The sequence below is a fragment of the Pseudomonas sp. LBUM1661 genome (assembly GCF_059695925.1).
Window position 1 is genome coordinate 5,700,644 of record NZ_CP166794.1, and the last position, 20,742, is coordinate 5,721,385.

Sequence of the window (20,742 nt, forward strand, 5' to 3'; positions counted from 1 at the left end):
AGCGTGAATAACAATAAAAAGAGGTCATCGAGAATGAGCGAGCCAACAAGTCCTGTGCGTGTAGCCGTCGTGCAATTCGACCCACAAGTCGGCAAAGAGAAACGTGCCGGTAATCTGCGTCATGGTCTGGAGCTGGCTCTGGAGGCGGTCAACGGCGGTGCCAATCTCGTCGTGCTGCCCGAGCTTTGCAGCACAGGTTATTTCTTCAGCAATCGGCAAGACGCGTTTGACCATTCGGAGGTGATTCCCGACGGGCCGAGTGTGCAAATCTGGGTGGACTTTGCCCGCAAGCACAAGGTTTACCTGGTGGCCGGCTTGACTGAGCGTGACGGCATGCGGCTGTTCAACACCGGCGTTCTGGTCGGGCCTGACGGCTTTATCGGCAAGTATCGCAAAGCCCATTTGTGGAACCTGGAGAAGCTGTGGTTCACGCCGGGCGATCTGGGTTTCCCGGTGTTCGATACGCCGATTGGCCGTATCGGTTTGTTGATCTGCTGGGATATCTGGTTCCCGGAAGTGCCGCGAATCCTCAGTCAGCAAGGCGCGGACATCATTTGCAGCCTGAACAACTGGGTGTGGACGCCTCCGCCGCTGTTCGATGACGCCGGCAAGTGCATGGCGTCGTACCTGACCATGACGGCTGCGCACGTTAACAACGTGTTTATCGCCGCCGCCAGCCGCATCGGCGAAGAGCGAGGGGCTCGTTACCTGGGTTGTTCACTGATTGCCGGCACCCATGGCTGGCCGATTGGCGCAGTGGCGTCAGCGGACAAGGAAGAAATCCTGTTTGCCGACATCGACCTGACCAGCTCCCGCAGCGCGCCGATCTGGAACAACTTGAACGATCTGCATCGCGATCGTCGCTCCGATCTCTACGATCAAATGCTCGGTTACACCCAGCACCCTTGTCTGCCGCGCTGATAAGGGGGCATGACTGATGGAAACCATAACCGAAAGAAACAGGCTTGCCGGCAGATCGCCGATGGATCGTGTGATCATCCTGCTAATGCTCGTCACGACATTGCTGATTGTCTGGCTTTCATTCACCTACCGTTCCACCTGGGAAGCGCATTGGCCAAGCTACAGTGACATGGTCTCGAGCCTTCCCGACCCGAATGCCTGGTTGCGCTGGGTACTGGGCGACATCAGCGAGGTGGCGTTCTACAAACACGAGTTCGCCTCTATCGGGCTGTTGGCCGGTGCCTACCTGGCTTACTGGGCGAACAGAACGGGAAAATTCTGGCAAGGCTTTGCCATTTCCTACGGGACGGGATTATGGCCGTGGCTGGTCACCAGTTCGTTGCTTGGGCTGTTGCTGAGCAACCTGCTGTGGAGCTGGACGGTCACGGCTACCAGTTGGCAACCGACGTTTGCGGCGTTTGTGTCGCTGCCGGCGGCGATGGTGCTGATGTTCGGCAAAGGCTGGAAGGTCACGATCAACGGCGCAATCATGGGCGCGGTGCTTGTCACGCCAATGTGCCTGCTGTTCGTCAACTACCTGTGCAATCCACTGGGCTTACCCGTGGTGATCGGCAATGTCTCGGGCATGGCGGTCGCCAGCGTCTTCGCCTTCGTGCTTTGCCGTTACCTGCCGAGCCTGGTGAAGTCCGAGCCCTGCGAAAAGCCCTCCGAAGCGCCGCCCGACGCCGTCATCACCCAGACACCCGACTATGGCGTCGTCTGGAGCTTGCGCCGGGTGCTGGCCGACTTTTCCGAAGCGCCGTTCTTCGGCAATGAGCTGGCCAGCCTCGGCCTGTTACTCGGTGCGTTGCTGGCCTACACCTGGAACCCGATGAGCCCGGCTTACGGCTCGGGCCTGTTGCCCCAACTGATCGGCGCCCAAGCGTTGACCTCAGCGCTGGGGGTGGTGATCTGGCGTCGGCAATGGATGTTGCGTGGCTGGTATCCCACCTACGTGCCATTGGTGTCCGTGGTGCCGGCGGCCGTTCTGACGTATGGCGGCAGTTGGCAGGTGATCACCGCGAGCGCATTGCTGGGCGCACTGATTGCGCCACCCCTGGCCTGCGCCATTGCCCAGCGGGTGCCGGCCTACATGCATGCCTACATCGGTAATGTCCTGTCCATGGCCATCAGCACCTTGCTGATCATTCCGGTTATCGGACTCCTGATCGCCAACTAAGGGTGCAGCCACTTAGCAAACTGACACAGCCACCTGTGGGAGCGAGCCTGCTCGCGAAGGCGAACTGACATTCAACATTGAAGTTGCCTGAACCAGCGCTATCGCGAGCAGGCTCGCTCCCACAGGGGTACAGCAACCAGCAGGAATCTACAGCGCACATAAAAAAAGGCCTGCAATGCAGGCCTTTTCCATTTCCGAAACCCTACGGCTTATGTGCCCGGGACAGGAATTCGTGGGACTGCATTTCCAGCAGGCGGCTAAGGGTGCGCTGGAACTCGAAGTTCAAGCGACCGCCGGTGTAGAGGTCTTTGAGCTCGACTTCGGCAGAAATGATCAGCTTCACGTTACGGTCGTAGAACTCGTCGACCATGTTGATAAAGCGTCGGGCGATGTCGTCGGTGGTGACGCTCATCTGCTCGACACCGCTGAGCAACACGGCGTGGAAGATCTTGCCCAGCTCGATGTAATCGTTCTGGCTGCGCGGGCCGTCGCAGAGTTCGCGGAAGTCGAACCAGGCCACGTCGTCGCAGGTGCGCAAGGCACGGATTTCGCGGTTCTCGATCATCAGCACATCGTTTTCGATGGCTGCCGTGCATTCCGGGGTCAGGGCGCGGAAGCTCTTGCGCAGGCTTTCGTGAGACGCCTCGTCGAGCGGGAAGTGGAACAACTCCGCTTGTTCAAGGTGACGCAGACGATAATCGACGCCGCTGTCGACGTTGACGATCTCGGTGTTCTGCTTGATCAGCGCAATAGCGGGCAAGAAGCGCGCACGTTGCAAGCCGTCCTTGTACAGACCGTCCGGAACGATGTTCGAGGTCGCGACCAGGGTCACGCCGTTCTTGAACAACTCTTCCATCAGCGTGCCGAGGATCATCGCGTCGGTGATGTCAGACACGAAGAATTCATCGAAACAGATCACCCGGGCTTCGTCGGAGAAGCGCTTGGCGATGATGGTCAGCGGGTTCTTCTCGCCGCCGAGGGTCTTCATCTCTTCGTGCACGCGCTTCATGAAGCGGTGGAAGTGCGTCCGGACCTTTTCCTTGAACGGCAGCGCTTCAAAGAAGGTGTCGACCAGGTAGGTTTTGCCACGGCCGACGCCGCCCCAGAAGTACAGGCCCTTGACCGGTGCCGCGTCTTTCTTGCCAAACAGTTTGCCGAACAGGCCCGGTTTGCTGTGCGAGGCCGCGACCAGATCGTCGTACAGGCGCTGCAAATGGCGCACCGCAGTTTCCTGCGCGGCGTCATGGAAGAATTCCGGGCGTTTCAGATCAGCTTGATATCGTTCTAGGGGCGTCATAATTCGTTAGCAAGGCAACAAAAACGGGCCGTCACTGTAGCGACGGCCCGTGGGAATGGCAATCAGCCCTTGGTCGGACTGAGCCGTTGATTTATTCCTGAACCGGCGTCAGAGCAACCCGCAGGGTCTCGATGGCAACGTCGCGAGCGGCGTTGTCAGTAAAAGTCGGGCTGTCGGCCACGCACTCGCCTTCCAGCCAGACACTGAAACTCCGGTCTTCACTACGCACATCCAACGGCTGACCCGATTGCAACTGCTTGGTCACTTGACCTGCGGTTTTGCCGTCGGCGAAGTTGCGCGACAACAGTAGCTGCTCGCCATCGGCCGCCAAGAGACGGAAACGGAAGCTGCTGTCCTCTTCGCGGAAACTGACGAAACGCGCTGCTTTCGCGGCTTTCTTCTTGGTGGTGGCAGCGACTTGGGTCTGAGCGACGAAAGAGCGCAGGCCCACCGCTTCACGCAATTCGTGAAGGAACGGTGTGGCCACCGAGCGAGCCTTTTTGGCGCCGGTCTGCAGGATGTCTTCCAGGTCTGCCGGGCGTTCGATCAGCTGGTGATAGCGCTCGCGGGACTCGCCCAGCTCGCTGTCGAGCAATTGGAACAGGCGATTTTTCGCCTCGCCCCAACCCAGACCCTGCAACAGCTCGCTGCGGAACTCGTCCGACTGCGCCGGGGTGGCAAAGGCCTGAAACAGGGTGAACAGGTGCGAATTGTCTGGATCTTTGGCTTCGCCCGGCGCGCGGGAGTCGGTGACGATCCGCGAAATCGCGTCTTTCATCTCTTTGGCGCTGCTGAACAACGGAATGGTGTTGTCGTAGCTCTTCGACATCTTGCGACCGTCGAGGCCTGGCAGCGTGGCGACGCTTTCTTCGATCAGCGCCTCGGGCATGGTGAAGAATTCTTTGCCCTGGCCGAACAGGTGGTTGAACCGCTGGCCGATGTCGCGGGCCATTTCCACGTGCTGGATCTGGTCACGACCGACCGGCACCTTGTGCGCGTTGAACATCAGGATGTCCGCGGCCATCAGCACCGGGTAGCTGTACAAACCCATGGTGATGCCGGCATCCGGGTCTTCGCCGGTCTCGACGTTCTTGTCCACCGAGGCCTTGTAGGCGTGGGCGCGGTTGAGCAGGCCCTTGGCGGCAACGCAGGTCAGCAGCCAGGTCAGCTCGGGGATTTCCGGGATGTCGGACTGACGGTAGAAGGTCACGCGGTCCACGTCGAGGCCACCGGCCAGCCAGGTCGCGGCGATTTCCAGACGCGAGCGCTGGATGCGCAGCGGGTCATCGCATTTGATCAGGGCGTGGTAGTCGGCCAGGAAGTAGAACGAATCGGCATTGCTGTCACGGCTGGCCAGGATCGCCGGACGGATGGCGCCAGCGTAGTTGCCCAGGTGCGGCGTGCCGGTGGTGGTGATGCCGGTGAGGATACGGGTACGAGTCGTCATGGGTAATCGCTTGTCAGACTGCAATCAATTCGAAAGACGCGGCAGGATAAGATCTTTGAGATCGGTCAGCTTGCCATGAAAAAAGTGTCCGCATTCTGCCACTTTCAGCAGCTCATGGGGACGCTGGAGTTTTTCAGACCAGTCGTAGACAAGCTGCGGATCGATGACTTCGTCGGTTTCCGGCTGGATCAGGGTCAACTCGCCGTGTTGCGGCAGTTGATCCTGATCGCCCAGACGCATGACGGCTGGCGCGACCATGAACAAATGTTTCAGTTGTTCACCCTTGGCTTCCAGGCGTCCGCCGAGACTGGCGGCCACAAAACCGCCGAAGGAGAAACCGAACAGGGTCAGCGGCAAGTCCGGGTGTTTGGCCCGCAGCCAGTCCGCCACCGCCTGAGCATCATCGACTTCGCCAGTGCCCATGTCGTGCGAGCCTTCGCTGGCGCCGACGCCACGGTAATTGAAACGCAACGTAATCAAACCGGCGTCGCGCGCGGTGCGCTGCAGGGTCGAGACCACTTTGTTGAGCATGGTGCCGCCCTGCACCGGGTTCGGATGGCAGATCAGCGCAATGCCACGTGGCTGCTCGTTATCCAGGTACAAACTTTCCAGTTGACCGACGGGGCCATCAATCACTACAGGGGTTTCGCGCATAAGCAAGGAAGGAACTCCGTGACCCCGAATCGGGTCGACTCGTCTAGCAAATTGTCTGTGCCAATCTATTGCGAGTGAATCGCGGTATACAGCGCAGGTTCGAGCCGTTAACGTAAAGCAAAGCCGTTTATAGAGGAAGGACTCGTGGAACACTCGCTCTTAGTTTGGTTGTTGCCGACTCTTGCCCTGGTTGTGGGTGTCGCCATTGGTTTCCTGATCGCTCGCCTGGTGCCGAATGCTGCGCCGAGCAGCACGCAACGTCAGCTGGATGACGTTCAGGAACGTTTTGACAGTTATCAGAACGAGGTGGTCACCCACTTCAACAGCACTGCAAACCTGGTCAAGAAACTGACTCAGAGCTATCAGGAAGTGCAGGATCATCTCGCCGAGGGTGCCAACCGCCTGGCCCTGGACGAGCAGACCCGTCAACGCCTGCTGGCCTCCCTGCACGCCGATGCGGCGCAGGCCCCACGGGAACGCCTGACGCCACCGCGCAATCAGGAGCCGCCTCGCGACTACGCCCCAAAAGCCCCGAACGCGCCGGGCATGCTTGATGAGCATTACGGCCTGAAGAAGTAATCAGGTTTCGCGCGATACAAAAAGCCCCCGGACAAGCGATTGTCCGGGGGCTTTTTTGTTTCTGAAGTCTTCTTTGTCTGCACGGGCCTCATCGCGAGCAGGCTCGCTCCCACAGGTGACCGCGTACCGTCCAGCAACTCGGTCCAATGTGGGAGCGAGCCTGCTCGCGATGAGGCCCAGACAGGCACAGAAAAAAGCCCGCCTGATCTAAATCAGGATCAGAGGGGCTTCTGGCAAGCCAGACGGACTCAGCCCAACACCTCACTAGCCACCTGATCAACCGCGCTCTTGGTGATGTCGACGATCAAGTCGGCTTCTTCCTCGGTCAGGATCAACGGCGGTGCAAAACCAAGAATGTCGCCATGCGGCATCGCCCGGGCGATCATGCCGCGTTCCAGGCAGGCTGCCGAGACTTTCGGGCCGACCTTCAGCGCCGCATCGAACGGGGTGCGCTGCTCACGATCCGCCATGAATTCGACGGCAGCCAACATGCCATCGCCACGCACTTCGCCCACCAGCGGATGGCCTTCCAGGGTTTCGCGCAACCGACGGTTGAGGTAGCTGCCGACCTTCTCGGCGTTGGCTGTCAGGTTTTCCCTTTCAAGGATATCGAGGTTGGCCAACGCCGCCGCCGCACAAATCGGATGCCCGGAATAGGTCCAGCCATGGCCCATCGCGCCTTGGGATTCGGAGGCCTTTTCGATCACATCCCAGACCTTTTCGCCGACGATCACCGCCGACAACGGCGCATAAGCACTGGTCAGCCCTTTGGCCGTGGTGATCAGGTCCGGACGCATGCCGTAACGCTGGCTGCCCATCTTCGAACCCAGGCGACCAAAGGCGCAGACGACTTCGTCGGCGATCAGCAACACATCGTATTTATTCAGTACCGCTTGAATCGCCGCCCAGTAACCGGCCGGCGGCACAATGATGCCGCCGGTGCCCATCAAAGGCTCGCCAATGAACGCCGCAACAGTGTCCGGACCTTCAGCCAGGATCATCTTCTCAAGTTCGTCGGCGCAATAGCGCACGAACGCCGCTTCATCCATGCCGGCCGGGGCCTTGCGGTACCAGTGCGGGCATACGGTGTGCTTGACGCCTTCGGACGGCAGGTCGAAATGCTGATGGAACGTTGGCAGGCCGGTCAGGCTGCCGGTCATGATCCCCGAGCCGTGATATCCGCGGTCGCGGGAGATGATTTTTTTCTTCTGCGGACGGCCCAGCACGTTGTTGTAGTAACGCACCAGTTTGATCTGGGTTTCGTTGGCGTCGGAACCGGACAGGCCGTAATAGACCTTTTTCATGCCCTCGGGCGCCCAGTCCATGATGCGGCTGGAGAGCTCGATGATCGCTTCGGTCGAGTGCCCCACGTAGGTGTGGTAATAGGCCAGTTCCTTGGCCTGCTTGTAGATCGCATCGGCGACTTCGGTGCGGCCGTAACCAATGTTCACGCAGTACAGCCCGGCGAACGCATCGATGAAATCGCGGCCCTCGTGGTCGCGAATACGGATGCCCGACGCGCTCTTGATGATGCGCCCCTTGAGCGCCCCGCTGGCGTGGTCATGGGCGTGGGTCGAGGGGTGCATGAAGTGCGCACGGTCTTGTTCGAACAGCGTATCGAGTTCTTGGTTCATGGCATGTCTCCTTAGAACTGGCCTTGATGGTGCAGGCAAAAGTATTTGGTTTCGACAAAAGCTTCGAAGCCCTCGGTGCCGCCTTCGCGGCCCAGCCCCGAGGCTTTCATGCCACCGAACGGGATCGGGTGGCCGGTGAATTTGACGCCGTTGACCGCGACCATCGCGTGGTCGAGGCGGCGAATCAGTGGGTAAATCAGGTCCAGGCGATTGGAACAAATGTAGGCGGCCAAACCGTATTCGGTGTCATTGGCCATTTCGATCGCCTGCTCAATCGTGTCGAACGGCATGACCCCGGCGATCGGTGCGAAATTCTCCTCGCGATAAATGCGCATCTGCGGCGTGACATCGGCCAGCACCGTCGGCTGGTAGAACAACCCGCCGAGCGCATGGGCCTCGCCGCCGACCAGGCGTTGCGCTCCGAGCGCAATGGCATCGGCAACCCGTTCGGCCGTGACATCGAACGCGGCCTGATGCATCAACGGGCCGATGTCGACGTTTTGCTCCTGACCGCCCACCAGCGCCGGGCCGACCCGCAGCTCGCGCACTGCCGCAGCAAACTGCTGGAGAAATGCCGGGTAAATCGAACGCTCGACCATAATCCGATTGGCCGCACAGCAATCCTGGCCGGAGGTCTGGAACTTGGCCTGCACCGCGACGTTCACCGCCAGCCGCAGATCGGCGTCGGCGCAGACAATGAACGGTGCATTGCCGCCCAGCTCCAGCGCGACCTTCTTCACATCCTGAGCCGCCGCTTGCAGGACCAACTTACCGACGCGGGTCGAGCCGGTGAAACTGACCGAACGCACGCGGCTGTCCTGCACCAGGGTTTGCATGGCCATTTGCGGTTCGCCGAGCACCACGTTGAACACGCCGGCCGGGAAACCCGCCTCCTCCGCCAGTTGCGCCAGGGCCAATGCCGAAAACGGTGTTTCATGGGCCGGCTTGATCACCACGGTGCAACCGGCGGCCAGTGCTGCGGCGGCTTTGCGGGTGATCATGGCCGACGGGAAATTCCACGGCGTCAGTAGCGCACAGACACCGACCGGTTCCTTGATCGTGCCCAGTTGTGCGCCGGGAATGTGGCTGGGGATGTTCTGCCCATACAGGCGTCGTGCTTCTTCGGCGAACCACGGAATGAAACTCGCGGCGTAGGCGATTTCGCCACGGGACTCGGCCAGCGGTTTGCCTTGTTCCTGGCTGAGAATTCGCGCGAGGTCTTCTTGATGCTCAAACATCAACGCCGCCCAGCGCCGCAGAATCGCACCGCGCGCATCAAGGCTTTGCTTGCGCCAATCGGTAAAGGCTCGGTGCGCGGCGTCGACGGCGGCGACGATTTGCGGCTGATCGAGCATCGGCACATGGCCGATCAACGTCTGGTCCGCCGGGTTGTGCACGGCGATGCTGTGGCCGCTGTCGCTGTGGACCCAATGGCCATCGACGTAGCAGAGTGCTTTGAACAGCAGTGGATGTTTGTAGGTCATGGCGTTCACTCCAATCCGTGTGCGTGAAGCCATGTTAGGGCTGCGTCGGCTGGGGGAATTGGCGTTTGGCGGGGTTTGGCAGGCGGTTTTTTCTGATTGATTGCCGGTAAACAGAACATTTTTGCGGTGAAGAGATATCCCTGTGGGAGCGGGCTGCCCGCGATAGCAGTGGGCCAGTCGACATCCATGTCGGATGTGAGTCAGCTATCGCGGGCAAGCCCGCTCCCACAGGGAACTGTTGTGGCTAGGGTTCTTGCGTTAATTCGGTTGGCAGTGCACCGGCGGTCTTGATGGTTTTGGTGACGATGTAGGTGAAGTAGCGTTCGATGCCCAGGTCGTCGAGCAGCAGCTGGTCGATAAACCGCTGGTAATGGTCGATGTCCGGGGCCTGGATCATGGCCATGTAATCGACGCCGCCACCGGTGGCGTAACAGAACGCCACTTCGGCGGCCTCGTTCATCCGCATCTCGAAACGCCGCATTTCCTGGGCGGTGTGCCGGGCCAGGGTGATTTCCACCAGCACTTGCTGACTTTTGAACACCGCGTTCCAGTCGATCTGCGCCCGGTAACCCTTGATCAGGCCCAGGGCTTCGAGTTTGCGCACGCGTTCCCACGCCGGCGTCACCGACAGGTTGATCGCCTCGGCCAGGCTCGACTTGGTGATACGCCCGTCGTCGGCGAGGATCCGCAGGATTTTCAGGTCGTAGCGATCGAGTTTGTGCATGGGCCGAAGATCTCCAGTGCGATAAGGAACCTGTGGGAGCGGGTCAGGTCAGTACGTCGGCGATGACGGCGACGGTATCGCCGCAGCGCACCAGACCCGGGAAGTGTCGCGCTGCCAACAAGCCACTGCGGGCGGCGCGGTATTCCACCGGTGCCACCCCCGTGCGGGTGGCGTCGTAAACCCGGGCGATCACTTCGCCTTGGCTCACGTTGTCCCCCAGATCGCGACACATTTCCAGCAAGCCGTCGTGCTCGCTGGCAATGAAGCAATCGCCATCGGGCATGTCGAGCATGATCGACGGAGTGGTCTGCACCTCACCCTCAACAATCCCCGCATGCACCAGCAGATTACGCACCCCGCGCTCGGCAATCGCCACACTGCGCGCACTGGACGAGCCACCGCCACCCAACTCAGTGGTGACGAACACTTTGCCCTGGCGTTCAGCGGCGGTGTCGTACATCGCCCCGGCATCCAGCTCCAGCATGCGCATGCTGTACGGCGCATTGAACGCGCGCATACCCGCCTCGCATTGCGCCTGCTGCTGTTTGTCCGGCAGCACATGGCAAGCGGCGAATGGCAGAAAATCCAGAGTGCGGCCGCCGGAATGGATGTCCAGCACGATGTCCGCCAGCGGCAACAAGGTGCGGGTGAAGTAATCGGCGATTTTCTCGGTCACCGTGCCGTCCGGCTTACCGGGGAAACTGCGATTCAGATTGCCCTTGTCGATCGGCGACGTACGCCGACCGGCATGAAACGCCGGGGTGTTCATGAACGGCACGATAATCACCCGCCCCGTGACCTCGGCGGCCGTCAGGCCCTGCGCCAGTTTGCTCAACGCCACCGGACCTTCGTATTCGTCACCGTGATTACCGCCGGTGAGCAGCGCGGTCGGCCCCTGACCGCGCGCGATCACCGTGACCGGAATCATCACCGCGCCCCAGGCCGAATCGTCCCGGGAGTACGGCAGTTTGAGGAAGCCGTGCTGCACACCTTCACGGGCGAAATCCACCGTGGCGCTGATCGGGTTATCAGGCAATTCGCTCATGGCTCAATCCTTCACGAACAGTTGGCGTGGCACATTGCACAGCGTCTCGACACCGGTATCGGTGATCAAAATGCTTTCGGTGATTTCCAGCCCCCAATCGTCCATCCACAGGCCTGGCATGAAGTGGAAGGTCATGCCCGGTTGCAACACGCTGGTGTCGCCGGGACGCAGGCTCATGGTGCGCTCGCCCCAGTCTGGCGGATAACTGATCCCGATCGGGTAACCGCAACGGCTGTCCTTGTGGATGCCGAACTTCTCCAGCACCTTGAAAAACGCCACGGCGATGTCACCGGTGGTGTTGCCCGGTTTGGCCGCATCGAGCCCGGCGGCGATGCCTTCGACCACGGCTTTTTCGCCATCGAGAAAGTGTTGCGGCGGCTTGCCCAGGTAGATCGTGCGCGACAACGGGCAGTGATAGCGTTTGTAGCAACCGGCAATTTCGAAGAATGTGCCGGCGCCCTTTTCGAACGGTGTGTCGTCCCAGGTCAGGTGCGGCGCGCTCGCGTCGGCACCAGTGGGCAACAACGGCACAATGGCCGGGTAATCGCCGCCGTGCCCATCGGCACCAAGGATGCCGCTGCTGTAGATGTCGGCGACCAATTCGTTTTTGCGCATGCCCGGTTCGATCCGTTCAAGGATCCGCCCGTGCATGTTTTCGACGATGCGCGCGGCGATGCGCATGTAGGCGATTTCCTGCGGTGACTTGATCGCCCGTTGCCAGTTCACCAGCCCGACCGCATCGATCAGATTGGCTTTCGGCAGGTGTTTTTTCAGCGACAGGTAAGCGGCGGCGCTGAAGTAATAGTTATCCATTTCCACGCCGATGGTCAGCGCGTCCCAACCCCGAGCACTGATGACTTCCCGCGACAGGTAATCCATCGGATGCCGCTCGCGGGACTGCACGTAGATGTCCGGGTAGCCGACGATGTTCTCGTGCTGCATGAACACCGTGCGCTTGGCGCCGTTGGCGTCCTGGCCGCGACCAAACCACACCGGCTCGCCGTCGAGCGCCAGCAGCACGCATTGGTGGACGTAGAACGACCAGCCGTCGTAGCCGGTCAGCCAGGCCATGTTTGACGGATCGGTGACCAGCAACAGCTCGATGCCCTGCACCTGCATGGCCGCTCGAACCTTGGCCAGACGCTGGGCGTACTCTTCCCGTTGGAACGGGAGATTGACGACTATCTGAGACATGCACAGGCCCTCTGATAAATGACGCACGGATGAAAAAACGGATTAGCTGCCGAACTGAAACCCCTTGCCGGCCGAACGCGCACGCTCGAACGCCAGGTTGGCCATGGCCGTGTCCTGCGCGCCGGTGCCAGTGAGGTCGCACAAGGTGATTTGCGCTTCATTGGTGCGGCCAGGACGCTGGCCCGCCAGCACCTGGCCCAGTTCCGCCAGGCTCGATTCGTCGCTGATGACGCCGGCCGCCAGGGCGTGATGCAACTCGCCGAGGAGGCGGGTCTGGCTCAAGCGATCCGCCACGTAGCGGTCGACCCTGGCCAAGGCCTGGGGAGAAATTTCGTTTTTGTGTTCGGCGTCCGAGCCCATGGCGGTGATGTGCAGGCCGGGGTGCAAGTGACGCGCGTCGATCAGCGGTTCGCGGCTCGGCGTGCAGGTAATCGCGATGTCGACGTCGGCCATCGCTTCATCGACCGTCGCACACGGCTGGATCGCCAGACCGGTATTGCGCGCCAGTTCAGCGCAGAAGTCTTTGGCCTTGGTGCTGTCACGTGCCCAGACCCGAACGCTTTCAATCGGCCGCACCAGGCGCAACGCCTGAAGCTGCAATGCCGCCTGCTCACCGGCACCGATCAGTGCGACGCTGCGGCTGTCGGCCCGCGAAAGCGCACGCGCCGCCACCGCGCCGGCCGCCGCTGTGCGCACGGCGGTCAGGTAACCGTTATCGAGCAACAAGGCATCGAGCAAACCGGTGCGCGCCGAGAGCAACATCATCATGCCGTTGAGGCTCGGCAGACCAAGCTTCGGGTTGTCGAAAAAACCCGGACTGACCTTGATCGCAAAGCGATCCAGACCTGGCAGGTACGCGGTCTTCACGTCCACTTCGCCGTTGTGTTCCGGAATGTCCAGACGCAGGATCGGCGGCATGGCCACGGCGGCGGTGGCCAGCAGCACAAAGGCCTGTTCGATGGCTTCGATGCTCGGCAGGTCCAGCGCCACGCAGGCGCGCAGGTCCGCTTCGCTCAATAAGGTGATTGCACTCATCTACGTTGCGCTCCAGTCAGACGGTTAGGGTTCGGGTTCATGCATCCGCGCCGGCGAGGACGCGCAGGTGCTGATCGATGTCGACGTTGCGCCCGCTCACCACCACGACAATCGGCCCGCGCGGCGCGATCAAGCCATCGAGCAACGCGGCAATCCCCACCGCCGCCGCGCCTTCCAGCACCAGTCGCTCTTCGCGGTAGGCATGGCGGAGGGCATTGGCGATGGAGGTTTCGCTGAGCAGGTGCAAGTGATCACAGAGGTCGCGGGTCATGCTGAAGGTGTAACGGTTGTCCAGGCCGATGCCGCCACCGAGCGAGTCGGCGAGGGTCGGCAGCTCTTCGACTTCCACCGGATAACCGGCCGCGAGGCTGGCGTGCATGGCCGCGCCGCGTTGCATGCTGATGCCGTGGGTGATGATGTTCGGGTTGGCGCTTTTGATTGCCAGCGCCACGCCGGCGAACAGGCCGCCGCCGGATAACGGCACAAGAATCTGCGCCATGTCCGGTTGCTGTTCGAGGATTTCCAGCCCCAGCGTGCCCTGCCCGGCGATGATTGCCGGATGATCGAACGGCGGCAGCAATGTCGCGCCCTGCTCGCTGGCCATTCGTTCGGCTTCGCGCTGGGCATCGTCCTGGGACTGGCCAACGATGCACACCTCGGCGCCCAGATCACGAATCGCCTGGACCTTATTCGCCGGCACTAGATGCGACAGGCAAATCGTCGCCTTCACCCCTTGCCGGGACGCGGCATATGCCAGTGCACGACCGTGATTGCCCGTCGACGCCGCCACCACGCCGCGAGCCTTTTGCTCGGCGCTGAGCTGCGCCACGGCATTGCTCGCGCCGCGCAATTTGAAACTGCCGGTGAGTTGCTGGGATTCGAGTTTGAGGTAGACCGCTACGCCCAAGCGCTGCGAGAGGCTCGGCGAATATTCCATGGGCGTGCGCCGGACCAGCGATTCGATTCGTTGGCGAGCGAGGTAAATATCGTTTAGCTGCAGCGCTGACATGATCGCTTCCCACGTGGGTGTTGGGCGCAGTCTAAGAGGGCTCGATTGTCGCGATGAATGTACTAGGGCAATTTAGCCGATAAACTTTTTCGGGGATTTCTCCCCGATCAAAAGTCGTGGATTTGCGGGTACTGACCGAAGATCTCGCGCATGCCGATCAGCGCATCGCGCATCTCTTCATCACTGCATTCGGCACCGACACACACCCGCACCGCCCGTGGCCGGGGGGTGCCGCGTACGGTAAACGGGTCAGGCGAAGTCACCGCGATGTGCTTGTGGCGCAACGCTCGCACCAGGCTGTCGAGCTCCCAATGCGCCGGAATACCGATCCAGGCGTTCAAGGCATGGGGATGCTGGGCGAGCAGGTATTCATCGAGGTATTCAGTGACCATCGCCTGACGTCCGCTCAGCAGTTTGCGCTGGATGCCCACCAGCGTGTCGGCGCGACCGTCACGAATCCAGCGGGCCGCGATCTCGGACACCATCGGCGTGGCCATCCAGCTGTTGACCCGCAAGATGCTCTCGGTGCGCAGCGCCAGGCGCTTGGGCACCACCAGATAACCGATGCGCAAACCAGTCAGCACTGACTTGGTCATGCTGGTGCAATAGAACGACAGCTCCGGCAGGTAATGGCTGATCGGCGGCGCGCGGCGCTCGTCCAGCAGCGGGCCGTACACATCGTCTTCGATGATATGCACGCCAAAGCGCCGGGCGATGTCGGCGATCTCGCGTCGGCGGCTGTCGGGCATCAGGCTGGTGGTCGGGTTGTTCAGGTTCGGGGTGCAGACCAGCGCGGTGATCCGCTCATTGCTGCACATGTCTTCGAAGTGTTCCGGGTCGATGCCATAGCGGTCCATCTCCAGGCCTTTGAGGGTAAACCCCAGCACCTGGGAATTGCCGATCACGCCGTGGTCAGTGACGCCCTCACACAGCACCACATCATCCGGGCCGGCCAGCGACGCCAACGCCAGGAAGATCCCGTGGGCCGCGCCGTTGGTGATCAGAATGTCATCGCGCTCGACCCGCAGGCCCTGGCGTGCGATCCAGTGCATGGCCGCTTCGCGGTGCGATTCGAAACCGGCGATGGGACGAAACGCATGAATCCACGGCTGGTCTTCTTCGGTGCTGAGTTCGCGACAGGTCTCGCGCCAGATCTGGTCATGCTCGCGGGTGTGCATGATCCGCGTAATGGAAAAATCCACCAGCGCCCGCTCCGGACTGTCGAGAATGTACGTGGCCACCCGATCGCTCATGCGCCGCGAGACAAAGCTGCCGCGCCCGACTTCGCACCGCACCAGGCCCTGACGCTCCAGTTCCTTATAGGCATTGGTGACCGTCTGCACGCTGATGCCCATGGCGTCGGCCACGTGGCGCTGGGGTGGCAGGCGCTGATCGTTGGCCAACACACCTTGCTCGATGTCATCGGCGATCGCCTGCACCAGGATCTTGTATTTCGACTCGCCACTGCGGGCCATTTCCAATGCTGCTTTCCACTTGTCCATCAGCGCTAAAACCCGCGTCGGTGCTCGTCGGGACAGCATCCCGCGAGAATCCATGCAAAGCAATTGTCCTAGTGCAATGCAATCACGCACAGGGCTTTTGTATGCTCGGGCCAGGGTCGATGCCCAGGCTGTCATTCAAGCCCCAAAACAAAACCAATCGACCTGTATCGGAACTGTGTCCCGATCCAAGGGATCAGTCCTTATACGCTTTGCTCTTGTCACACTGCCTCCTACCACAGAGCCGTCAACGACGGGTCCACAAGAAACAGGAGATTTTATCGATGAGCAATTCCCCTTCCCGCAGCACCCATGTTTTGCGTCGCCTGTTCGTGGCTTGTGCGATGTTCGGCCTGGCCGCCAGCGCCCACGCCGCCAATACGCTGGAAACCGTTAAACAGAACAGCAGCATCCGCATCGGTTACGCCAACGAAACCCCGTTCGCCTTTACCGAAACCGACGGCAGGGTCACCGGTGAATCACCGGAAATCGCCAAGGCCATCTTCGAAAAAATGGGCATCAAGAAAGTCGACGGTGTGTTGACCGAGTGGGGTTCGTTGATCCCCGGTCTGCGCGCCGGGCGCTTCGACGTGATTGCCGCCGGCATGTACATCACCCCGGCTCGCTGCAAGCAGGTGCTGTTCACCGATCCGCAGTATCAATTGCCGGATGCGCTGCTTACCGCCAAAGGCAACCCGAAGAACCTGCACAGCTATGAAGACATCGCCAAGAACCCTGAGGTGAAACTGGCGATCATGGCCGGCACGGTGAACCTGGCGTACGCGCGGGATTCAGGTGTGAAAGATGCGCAAATCCTCCAGGTGCCGGACACCACCGCGCAATTGCAAGCCGTGCGCGCCGGTCGTGCCGATGCGGCTGTGGGCACACAGCTGACCATGAAAGGCCTGGCGTCCAAGGGTGGCGAGAAAGTCGAAGCCGTCACCGAATTCAAGGACGACCCGTCGCACATCGGCTACGGCGCCCTCGCCTTCCGCCCGGAAGACAAGGACCTGCGTGATGCGGTCAATGCCGAACTGAAAAAGTGGCTGGGCTCCGAAGAGCACCTCAAGGCGGTCGCCCCTTTCGGCTTCGACAAATCCAACGTGACCAGCAAAACGGCTGCCGAGCTCTGCGCTCAATAGTCGAGACAGGCATGGCGCCTCGGTGCGATGCCTATTCCCTGCTTAATCCGGATGGCCAGGTTGAATCATGGGTGAATTACTTCCGCTATTGATACAAGGCGCCTGGGTAACGCTCCAGGTGACATTCTTCGGCTCGATACTGGCGATTGTCGCGGCCATTCTGGCGGCGCTCGGACGCATGTCGCCCTGGCGGCCACTGCGCTGGTTTTCCATTGCCTACATTGAGGTGTTCCGCGGCACGTCGCTGCTGGTGCAATTGTTCTGGCTGTTTTTCGTGCTGCCGCTGCCGCCGTTCAACCTTGAACTGAGCCCTTACAGCGTGGCGATCGTCGGCCTCGGCCTGCACATCGGTGCTTACGGTGCCGAGGTCATGCGCGGTGCAATCAGCTCGGTCGCCAAGGGTCAGTACGAAGCGTCCACGGCGCTGAACTTCAGCGGTTACAAACGCTTTCGCCGAATCATTCTTCCGCAGGCATTGCTGGCGGCGATCCCGCCGGGCACCAACCTGCTGATCGAATTGCTGAAAAACACTTCGCTGGTGTCGCTGATCACTTTGTCCGACCTGAGCTTTCGGGCCCGGCAACTGGATCAGGCGACTTTCCAGACCCTGGAAATCTTCAGCCTGGCGCTGGTGATGTACTTCGTCCTGGCGCAAGCGATCAACATCGGCATGCGCCGCATTGAACGGCATCTGGCTCGCGGGCGGATGCGTGGAGGTCTGTCATGACCCTGTTCGACTGGACCTATGCCTGGCAGATTCTGCCCGATTTGCTGCGCGCCTCGCTCAACACCGTCGGCATTACCCTGATCGGCTTCCTGATCGCCATTGTCCTGGGGCTGTTCCTGGCCATTGGCCGCCGCAGCCGCCGCGCCTGGCTGGCGTGGCCCGCCACCGCAGTGATCGAGTTCATTCGCAGCACGCCGCTGCTGATCCAGGTGTATTTCCTCTACTACGTGCTGCCCAACTACGGCGTCAGCATGAGCGCCATGCAAGTGGGGATTCTCGGCATCGGCCTGCATTACGCCTGCTACATCGCCGAGGTCTATCGCGGCGGCCTCGACGCCGTGCCGCGAGCGCAATGGGAGGCGGTCACGGCGCTGAACATCGCGCCGTACAGCGCCTATCGCAACATCATCCTGCCCCAGGCCTTGCGGCCGATCCTGCCGCCATTGGGCAACTACCTGGTGGCGATGCTCAAGGACACGCCGGTGCTGTCGGCGATTACCGTGGTGGAAATCATGCAGCAGGCCAAGAATATCGGCTCCGAGAACTTCCGCTACCTGGAACCGATCACCATGGTCGGCCTGTTTTTCCTCGCCCTGAGCATCGCTTTGGCTTATCTGGTACGGCGCCTTGAAGTGCGCCTGGAGCTACGCTAATGACTTCTCCACTCTCGACATCCAGCGACCTTTCCCGGCGCAGCAACCCGACCCCGCTGCATCCGCAGGAGGCCACGGCCATGCACACACCCAACCCGGCCAAGCCGATTGTCAGCTTCCAGGACGTCACCAAGAGCTACGGCAACTTCACCGTGCTCGATCATTTGAACCTGGACGTCACGCCGGGTGAAAAAGTCGCGATCATCGGCCCCAGCGGTTCGGGCAAGTCCACGCTGCTGCGGGTGCTGATGACGCTCGAAGGCATCGATGACGGCGTGATCCGCATCGAGGACGACCTGCTGACCCACATGCCCAATCGCAACGGCGTGCTGGTGCCGGCCAACGATCGGCACATCCGCCGCGTGCGCGGCAAGATCGGCATGGTGTTCCAGAGTTTCAACCTGTTTCCGCACATGACGGCACTGCAAAATGTGATTGAGGCGCCGGTGCAGGTGCTCGGCATGAAACCGGCCGAGGCGCGCGAGCGTGCGGCGGATTTGCTGGAATTGGTCGGGTTGGGTAGCAAGCTGGGGCATTACCCTTCGCAACTGTCCGGCGGGCAGCAACAGCGGGTGGCGATTGCCCGGGCGCTGGCGATGCGGCCCAAAGTGATGCTGTTCGACGAAGTGACCTCGGCGCTCGACCCGGAACTGTGCGGTGAAGTGCTTAACGTCATCCGCAAGCTGGGCGCCGAACACAACCTGACCATGTTGATGGTCACGCACCAGATGGGCTTCGCCCGGGAGTTTGCCGATCGCGTGTGCTTCTTCTACAAGGGCCAGATTCATGAACAGGGCACGCCGGCGCAGATCTTCGAGCATCCACAGCAGGAGCGTACGTGTGCGTTTCTCAGTGCGGTGAAAGAAGCCAACTAAGTACGCAGATAGCAATGTGGGAGCGGGCTTGCTCGCGAAGGCGGCGTGTCAGCCAACAATGATGTTGGCTGACACTCCCTCTTCGCGAGCAAGCCCGCTCCCACAGTTTTTATGCGTAGGTGTTACGGATATTGTTGAACAGTGCCTGGTTGCTGGGCACCACCATACTGCTGGCCCGGAATCGCCTTCAGGTTGACTTCGACGCGACGGTTTTGCGCCCGGCCATTGACGTCGCCGTTGCTGGCAACCGGGTTATCCGGGCCTGCGCCACGGGCGCTCAAGTTGGTGCCGCTCACACCTTGCGAGGTCAGGTAAGTCGCCACGCTTTGGGCGCGACGCTGGGACAGGTCCATGTTGTGCTGGCGGCTGCCGGTGCTGTCGGTGTAGCCGACGATTTCGATCTGGTTCTGGTTGAACTCCTTGAGCGAGCCCGCCAGGTTGTTCAGCGGCTGATAGAAGCTTGAGGCGATGTTCGCCGAATCGGTGGCGAACGTAATGTTGCCCGGCATGATCAGCTTGATCTGATCGCCTTGACGCTGCACTTCAACGCCAGTGTTGGCCATGCTGGCACGCAGCTTCTTCTCTTGCTGGTCGGCGTAGTAACCGTAACCGGCGGCGGAAGCACCGACCACTGCGGCGCCAATCAGCGCGCCCTTGCCACGGTTATTGTGGTCGATGGCGGCACCCGCCAGTGCGCCGGCGAGAGCGCCGAGGCCACCGTACTTGGCGGTTTTGCTCATGCCCGTGGAGCCACCATCCGCCTGACCCTGGTTGTCGTAAGGGTTAGGCGAGGCGCAGCCAGACAACAAGGCCACAGCGGTAGCGACAATAATCAAACGACGCGTGGTGAACATGTAGAGCTCCTACGTTTTTGCATTCTGTGGTGCAACGGACAAGGCATCAGCCTTTGCGGGCGTTGGATCGTTTTGAGGAACAAAAATTCCGTCTGTAACAATTAAGCCCGGACAAAAGGATTCTCACGCATTTCATCGCCCAGCCGCGTGTCCGGACCATGCCCGGTCACCACGGTCGCCTCTTCATCGAGGGTATACAGCCGCTGCTTGATCGAACGCACGATGGTCGCCTGATCGCCACCCCACAAATCTGTGCGCCCTACCCCGCGCCGAAACAACGTATCACCGGCAATCAGCAGCTTAGCTTCTGAAAACCAAAAGCTCATGGAACCCGGCGTATGACCCGGCGTGTGCAACGCCACGCCACAGCCGCAGGCCAATTCCTCATCATCGGCCAACCAGCGATCCGGCGATGGCACCGGGGTGTAGGGAACGCCGAACATCTGGCACTGCATCTCCAGATTGTCCCAGAGGAATTGATCTTCCTTGTGCAAATGCAGGGTCGCGCCGGTTTTCTCCTTCAACTGACCGGAAGCCAGGAAGTGATCGAGGTGTGCGTGGGTGTGAATGATGCTGACCACCTTCAGGCCCAGCGCGTCGAGCCGCGCCAGGATCAATTCATGATTGCCGCCCGGGTCGACCACGATCGCCTTTTTGGTGATCGGATCGCCGATGATCGTGCAGTTGCACTGCAACGGGCCGACGGGGAAGGTTTCGCGGATGAGTGTGGGTTTTGCGGTATCCATAAAG

20 protein-coding genes are annotated in these 20,742 nt (G+C 60.9%); 7 read left to right on the forward strand and 13 right to left on the reverse strand.

Features of this window, described 5'->3' with window-relative positions:
* The first annotated feature begins 33 nt into the window (after positions 1-33).
* On the forward strand, positions 34-921 hold the full coding sequence (locus ACA057_RS26155) for a nitrilase family protein (protein WP_497343519.1): 888 nt from the start codon (positions 34-36) through the stop codon (positions 919-921).
* Between the two features lie 16 nt (positions 922-937).
* Positions 938-2,140 carry a hypothetical protein gene (locus tag ACA057_RS26160; RefSeq protein WP_497343521.1) on the forward strand — a complete coding sequence of 401 codons (1,203 nt, stop codon included), beginning with the start codon at positions 938-940 and terminating at the stop codon, positions 2,138-2,140.
* 202 nt (positions 2,141-2,342) lie between these two features.
* Here ACA057_RS26160 and zapE read toward each other — a convergent pair whose 3' ends face one another.
* From zapE to ACA057_RS26175, 3 genes are all read right to left on the reverse strand, one after another.
* A complete protein-coding gene (gene zapE / locus ACA057_RS26165; protein ID WP_046053405.1) occupies positions 2,343-3,437 on the reverse strand; it encodes a cell division protein ZapE in 1,095 nt (364 codons plus the stop codon).
* Between the two features lie 91 nt (positions 3,438-3,528).
* Positions 3,529-4,884: a tryptophan--tRNA ligase gene (locus ACA057_RS26170; protein WP_497343523.1), complete on the reverse strand. Its 1,356-nt coding sequence runs from the start codon at positions 4,882-4,884 to the stop codon at positions 3,529-3,531.
* 24 nt (positions 4,885-4,908) lie between these two features.
* The gene (locus ACA057_RS26175; protein ID WP_497343525.1) at positions 4,909-5,538 is read right to left on the reverse strand and encodes an alpha/beta hydrolase; all 630 of its coding nucleotides are present in this window, start codon (positions 5,536-5,538) and stop codon (positions 4,909-4,911) included.
* Positions 5,539-5,682: 144 nt separating this feature from the next.
* Between ACA057_RS26175 and ACA057_RS26180 the strand changes: the two genes are divergently transcribed.
* Positions 5,683-6,117 carry a Z-ring associated ZapG family protein gene (locus ACA057_RS26180; RefSeq protein ID WP_059406189.1) on the forward strand — a complete coding sequence of 145 codons (435 nt, stop codon included), beginning with the start codon at positions 5,683-5,685 and terminating at the stop codon, positions 6,115-6,117.
* Between the two features lie 248 nt (positions 6,118-6,365).
* On the opposite strand, the gene ACA057_RS26185 is transcribed toward ACA057_RS26180, so the two are convergent.
* The 8 genes from ACA057_RS26185 to ehuR all read right to left on the reverse strand — a co-directional run bounded on the left by ACA057_RS26185 (position 6,366) and on the right by ehuR (position 15,744).
* Positions 6,366-7,751, reverse strand: coding sequence for an aspartate aminotransferase family protein (locus tag ACA057_RS26185; RefSeq protein WP_497343527.1), 1,386 nt, complete (start codon positions 7,749-7,751; stop codon positions 6,366-6,368).
* A gap of 11 nt (positions 7,752-7,762) precedes the next feature.
* Positions 7,763-9,235, reverse strand: a complete 1,473-nt coding sequence (locus tag ACA057_RS26190) for an NAD-dependent succinate-semialdehyde dehydrogenase (protein WP_497343529.1) — start codon at positions 9,233-9,235, stop codon at positions 7,763-7,765.
* Between the two features lie 244 nt (positions 9,236-9,479).
* On the reverse strand, positions 9,480-9,959 hold the full coding sequence (locus ACA057_RS26195; protein WP_497343531.1) for an Lrp/AsnC family transcriptional regulator: 480 nt from the start codon (positions 9,957-9,959) through the stop codon (positions 9,480-9,482).
* A 43-nt stretch (positions 9,960-10,002) separates the two neighbouring features.
* Positions 10,003-11,004 (reverse strand): N(2)-acetyl-L-2,4-diaminobutanoate deacetylase DoeB, encoded by a 1,002-nt coding sequence (doeB, locus tag ACA057_RS26200; protein WP_497343533.1) that lies wholly within the window; start codon positions 11,002-11,004, stop codon positions 10,003-10,005.
* Between the two features lie 3 nt (positions 11,005-11,007).
* Complete coding sequence (gene doeA, locus ACA057_RS26205) at positions 11,008-12,198, reverse strand: ectoine hydrolase DoeA (RefSeq protein ID WP_497343535.1); 1,191 nt, start codon at positions 12,196-12,198, stop codon at positions 11,008-11,010.
* Between the two features lie 42 nt (positions 12,199-12,240).
* Positions 12,241-13,233, reverse strand: coding sequence for an ectoine utilization protein EutC (gene eutC / locus ACA057_RS26210; RefSeq protein ID WP_497343537.1), 993 nt, complete (start codon positions 13,231-13,233; stop codon positions 12,241-12,243).
* 37 nt (positions 13,234-13,270) lie between these two features.
* On the reverse strand, positions 13,271-14,242 hold the full coding sequence (gene eutB / locus ACA057_RS26215; RefSeq protein ID WP_497343539.1) for a hydroxyectoine utilization dehydratase EutB: 972 nt from the start codon (positions 14,240-14,242) through the stop codon (positions 13,271-13,273).
* 107 nt (positions 14,243-14,349) lie between these two features.
* Entirely contained in the window at positions 14,350-15,744 is a 1,395-nt protein-coding gene (ehuR, locus tag ACA057_RS26220; protein WP_497350022.1) for a MocR-like ectoine utilization transcription factor EhuR, read from the reverse strand.
* 281 nt (positions 15,745-16,025) lie between these two features.
* Here ehuR and ehuB point away from each other — a divergent pair, with 281 nt between their 5' ends.
* The 4 genes from ehuB (at position 16,026) to ehuA (ending at position 19,138) form a co-directional block, all read left to right on the forward strand.
* The gene (gene ehuB / locus ACA057_RS26225; protein WP_497343541.1) at positions 16,026-16,883 is read left to right on the forward strand and encodes an ectoine/hydroxyectoine ABC transporter substrate-binding protein EhuB; all 858 of its coding nucleotides are present in this window, start codon (positions 16,026-16,028) and stop codon (positions 16,881-16,883) included.
* 67 nt (positions 16,884-16,950) lie between these two features.
* On the forward strand, positions 16,951-17,610 hold the full coding sequence (gene ehuC / locus ACA057_RS26230; RefSeq protein ID WP_401360541.1) for an ectoine/hydroxyectoine ABC transporter permease subunit EhuC: 660 nt from the start codon (positions 16,951-16,953) through the stop codon (positions 17,608-17,610).
* On the forward strand, positions 17,607-18,263 hold the full coding sequence (gene ehuD, locus ACA057_RS26235) for an ectoine/hydroxyectoine ABC transporter permease subunit EhuD (protein ID WP_497343543.1): 657 nt from the start codon (positions 17,607-17,609) through the stop codon (positions 18,261-18,263). The genes ehuC and ehuD overlap by 4 nt, the downstream gene beginning before the upstream one ends.
* An 80-nt stretch (positions 18,264-18,343) precedes the next feature.
* Positions 18,344-19,138 (forward strand): ectoine/hydroxyectoine ABC transporter ATP-binding protein EhuA, encoded by a 795-nt coding sequence (ehuA, locus tag ACA057_RS26240; protein WP_497350024.1) that lies wholly within the window; start codon positions 18,344-18,346, stop codon positions 19,136-19,138.
* A 122-nt stretch (positions 19,139-19,260) separates the two neighbouring features.
* On the opposite strand, the gene ACA057_RS26245 is transcribed toward ehuA, so the two are convergent.
* Both ACA057_RS26245 and ACA057_RS26250 read right to left on the reverse strand, forming a co-directional pair.
* Positions 19,261-19,992: a YiaD family glycine zipper/OmpA-like lipoprotein gene (locus ACA057_RS26245; protein ID WP_401360544.1), complete on the reverse strand. Its 732-nt coding sequence runs from the start codon at positions 19,990-19,992 to the stop codon at positions 19,261-19,263.
* A gap of 101 nt (positions 19,993-20,093) precedes the next feature.
* The gene (locus tag ACA057_RS26250; RefSeq protein WP_497343546.1) at positions 20,094-20,738 is read right to left on the reverse strand and encodes an MBL fold metallo-hydrolase; all 645 of its coding nucleotides are present in this window, start codon (positions 20,736-20,738) and stop codon (positions 20,094-20,096) included.
* Positions 20,739-20,742: the final 4 nt, after the last annotated feature.